The sequence below is a fragment of the Halalkalibaculum sp. DA384 genome (assembly GCF_043951955.1).
Lineage (GTDB): Bacteria > Bacteroidota > Rhodothermia > Balneolales > Balneolaceae > JAMQKA01.
On sequence record NZ_JBINJE010000069.1, the window covers coordinates 1 to 4,336 of the forward strand.

General features: G+C 44.1%; 2 protein-coding genes. Both read left to right on the top strand.

Annotated features, from left to right (window positions below):
* Positions 1-256 precede the first annotated feature (256 nt).
* Complete coding sequence (locus ACG2E4_RS18135) at positions 257-1,108, top strand: sugar phosphate isomerase/epimerase family protein (protein WP_395277472.1); 852 nt, start codon at positions 257-259, stop codon at positions 1,106-1,108.
* A 1,925-nt stretch (positions 1,109-3,033) separates the two neighbouring features.
* On the top strand, positions 3,034-3,708 hold the full coding sequence (locus ACG2E4_RS18140; RefSeq protein WP_395262536.1) for an RNA polymerase sigma-70 factor: 675 nt from the start codon (positions 3,034-3,036) through the stop codon (positions 3,706-3,708).
* Positions 3,709-4,336 lie beyond the last annotated feature (628 nt).

A 4,336-nucleotide genomic window follows, 5' to 3' on the forward strand; every position in this document is an offset into this window, starting at 1 on the left:
GCTACATCCCCCTGCGCCCCCTTCAAAGGGGGAATGGGTGGCGCCAGTATTCCAACAGGTAGCTTAAAATTAGTTTACGTTTTTTTGATTCATTATACCAGAGTGCTTGGCAAATGATGAAAAATCGTGCAATGGAGTAACCATATGAACTCTGATATCAGAGTGATATTTGGAAACTTCCTGATTTTCAGATCAAGTTAGTTGGCCTCTGAAAGTCAACCGGGAATACTCAACTTTAATTCAAAACAAAATTATTATGACAAAAGTAGGATTTAATTTACTCGCGTGGTCAGCAGTCATTTCGGAAGAGCTTCTTCCCACTGTTGAACGGTTAAAAGAAATTGGATACGACGGTATTGAAATATTCTTGGGAATCGAAGATGAAGCGATGTACAAAAAGTTCGGTAAAGAGGTGGAGGACCTGGGACTTGAACTGAACTGCGTGATGGTATTGGGACCGGATGAAAATCCAATAGATCCCTCTGCCGAGGTTCGCAAAAAAGGGTTGGAGCGTATTAAATGGGCTGTAGACCGTGCTCATGACATGAATGCAGACGTTATCTGCGGTCCGATGCACTCGGCTTTTGCCAATTTTGCGGACAAGGCCCCGGATGAGGATGAGTACAAACGGAGTGCGGAGGTACTGGCAAAAGCGGGCGAATATGCGGCTCAGGCCGACATTCTGCTGACCCCGGAGGCGATAAATCGATTTGAGTGCTACCTGTGCAATACGATGGATCAACTGGTGGGATTGGTCGAGCGGGTGTCACATCCGAATGTCAAAGCTCATTTTGATACCCATCACGCCAATATCGAGGAGAAGACGTTGTCCGGAGCCCTCAAGAAAGTAGCACCTGTGCTGGGACATGTACACATCAGTGAAAACGACCGGGGCACTCCGGGTTCGGGTCACGTACCCTGGGACGAAACCTTTTCTACCCTCGCCGAAATCGGATATGATGGCTGGCTAACCATTGAGGCATTTACCCGTGACGATCCCGATTTTGCCAACTCCATAAACGTATGGCGGGAATACAATAAACCCTGGGATGTAGCTGAACAGGGATATGCCTTTATCAAGGAGATGTCTGAGAAAGTGGGATTGTGAATCCCTCCCCGGATCAGGGCTTTCATCCCCAGGCCCCGCAGTCGGTTTCGATAAACTATTAACGCAATGCTATTGTTAACCCTGAACATGCAGGTTTGCTGAGACGCAGATAACACTGATGCTGCAGATCACCACGAAATAGCAGGTCTAACAGCATTTTTCCAGGTTGTCTGCGTAGATCAGCATGATCGGTATTTATCCGCGTTCGGTCGGGAACAGACTGAACACCCAGGATTTGATGTGACAGTAGGATAACCCAAGATTGAACAATACACTAAAATAACCTGAATTAGACATAATGATCTCAACCAGAATGCCTGTTTGTCTTGAAATGGCAAGAAAACAGTGAGGCTGTCCAAAAAGTCTCGACAGATAGTTGCATTCATTAATAATTTAGGTTTGTGGAAGAAGTGTAAGATCAATCCTCCTGTCCTCCTTCTCCAAGGAGGAACACTTGGGTCACAATCTCAGGATGCAATAAAGGCAATGTGTTGAAGTCCCTCTTGGAGAAGAGGGATTTAGGGAGATTGACCACCAGCTGGTGAAGTAAGCTTTTATATCGAATAGTTTAAAATTCAGTACCAGGGTGAACCTGCGGGTACAACCCTGTTACTTTGTGAAGAATCTCCGGGCACAGCCTACGTTGGAGCCGCACTCTTTAGCCTGGGCTGTGGATTTTATAGTGCACGATCATTCCGGGGGCACATTAAAACAGCGATTTTGGAAGCACTTCTTTAACAAAAATGGGATAAACTGTCATAGAACCGATCTGTTCAAGTGTAACAGCATGTGAAAAGGGGATGAAACCACGTATTAGAACGCCGACGTCAGATAGTCGGAGTTTTCAGATATAAGAACTGAGCTGGGAAATTATCCCATCAAAAATTGTTGAAAAGAAATCGATTTTTCCCTAAACCCTAAGTTACCGCCCCGCTCTTGAAAGGACGGGGTTGGAATTTGCAAACTGGTAAAATTTTTTTGTTTAATCCTGAATTTTGTTCCTGATCAAACACGGGGACTGGAAAATAGTCTCCTGTTTTACATTAAGACTTCGCTATCCTCCTTCCTTGTTCATTTTTTGAATGATCAAAATACGAACCTAAAAAGCCGCCGGTAATTGGTTACCAGGAATTAGCTATTGGTTCAAACAAATAACGAATACCTAATTCACTAATAACTAAACCACCCTGCGTACGGGGCTTTTTTATCTTCTCAATATTATGCCAGTATCTTCTGACAAAAAAGATGGTATCTTTTTCTCCTTAAGATGGTATCTTTTTTTGTATAAGATGGTATCTTTTTTCACAGGAGCAATTGCCCCGGATGTTTAGGCCTTTCTCTGTTCCTTTTTTGAGTGATAAAAAAACGTACCTAAAAAATCACCGCAGGAGATTGGTTATTAGGAATTCGTTATTGGTTCAAACAAATAACGAATAACCAGTCCACAAATAACTAAACTGCGCCTGCGCTCTACTTGTCCCGGGCGGCTCATAAATCCAAGACCGGAAGGGATGGGAAATTAGGAGTGTAGATTGAAGAATAATGAATTTCGAAGTGAATGTCGTGCCAATGGGTTATAGCACTACGCTCAAAAGCGGTTAAAGATCCAATGCCGGGATATCTGCTCGAAAAAGAGTAGTTCGGGGAATTGGATCGCTCTTTATTAACAAGGGGTATTGTTTGCCCGTTTCCACAAACAAAGTGTATGAGATTACAAGAACAGCTTAGTATACTGTAAATAATAAAATCTGTTATATGAATTTGATACGTTCATGTGAACCATGATATGAGACTTGACCCATCCATGTAAGTGTCTCGAATAAACAGTATATGAATGATAATATTGAGTTGTAGAGGAAATTTACGAAGTCGTCATCCCGAAGCGAAACCGGCTTGTTGATGCAGGATTAGGTTACAAAGTGATAATGAACGCAAAAGAAGAAGAGGAAAAATCGAGTGGGGATCCCCGGCCGCTGTTGGAGAAACAGTGGGTGAGGCGGGTTCGCGAACAGGGAGACCGATCCGCGTTCAAAAAGATCTTCAGAGCGTATTACAAGCGGCTACACGGTTTTGCCCGCAGCTACGTGGGAAGCGTTGAGGAGGCGGAGGATATCGTTCAGGAAGTATTTCTGAATATCTGGGCTCAGCGGGAAAGCTGGGATCCCCCGGGAACCGTTAAAAGTTACCTTTTTACGGCCGTAAAAAACAAGGCGTTAAACGTTATTCGCCATCAGCGGGTTATTGATGAGACCGAGGATGAGGTAGCCCAAAGATTCGAAGAGCTAAAGGAGACGGACGATAGTAAAAGTGATGCGGAGATAAGAAAACTGCGACAGGATATTGAAGAGGGGATCAACCAGCTACCTCCACGTTGTCGACAAATCTTTCTGCTAAACCGAAGAAGTGGACTGACGTATGCGGAGATTGCCGAGGTCCTGGATCTTTCCATAGGGACGGTAAACACGCAGATGGGCCGCGCCCTGAAGCGACTGAGGGACTACCTGTCAGACTATTTTACGATTGCAGTGGCATGGGAACTGTCGGATTTGGTTACGAAGGCATTCTTTATTCAGATACTTATTTTTTTATTAATTGCGTAGTTGCAAGGATGCTGCGACGGTTTTTGGGGATTCATTTTGTTCATATGAACACTTCTGGTATGGCAGTAAGTAGCTGGAACCCTGAGGTCATATTATTATAGGCATCCTCAGATAGATGCGAAGTCACGATGTACGCATCTTTTGCACGGCTGTAAAGCCAGATCAGATGCACGGTTTTCTGCATTTTCTTTACATACCTTGCATTTGATCTAGTGTTACCATTCATAATTATGAAAACTAATATGCACGTTATTTTCCGGCTTCTCGTCCTACCCACCCCTTCTGTGCTCCCGAGGTCAGTCGATACAATATATTCAACGGGAAATGGATGGGGCGTTGGGAAGCAAGGGGATGTTGACATTACAAATCATGATTTAGTTGTGTGTGGGATTACCCGAAATGCAGCACGAATATTCCCCCTTCCAAAGGGGGGTAGGGGGATTTAACGATAGATAACTGGCACGTACTATGAAATAGGGTTCCATAATTTGAAAAATGAGCTGCCGCTCACTCATTGTATGAACTTGTAAAACAATAGCTACATCCCCCTGCGCCCCCTTCAAAGGGGGAATGGGTGGCGCCAGTATTCCAACAGGTAGCTTAAAATTAGTTTACGTTTTTTTGATTC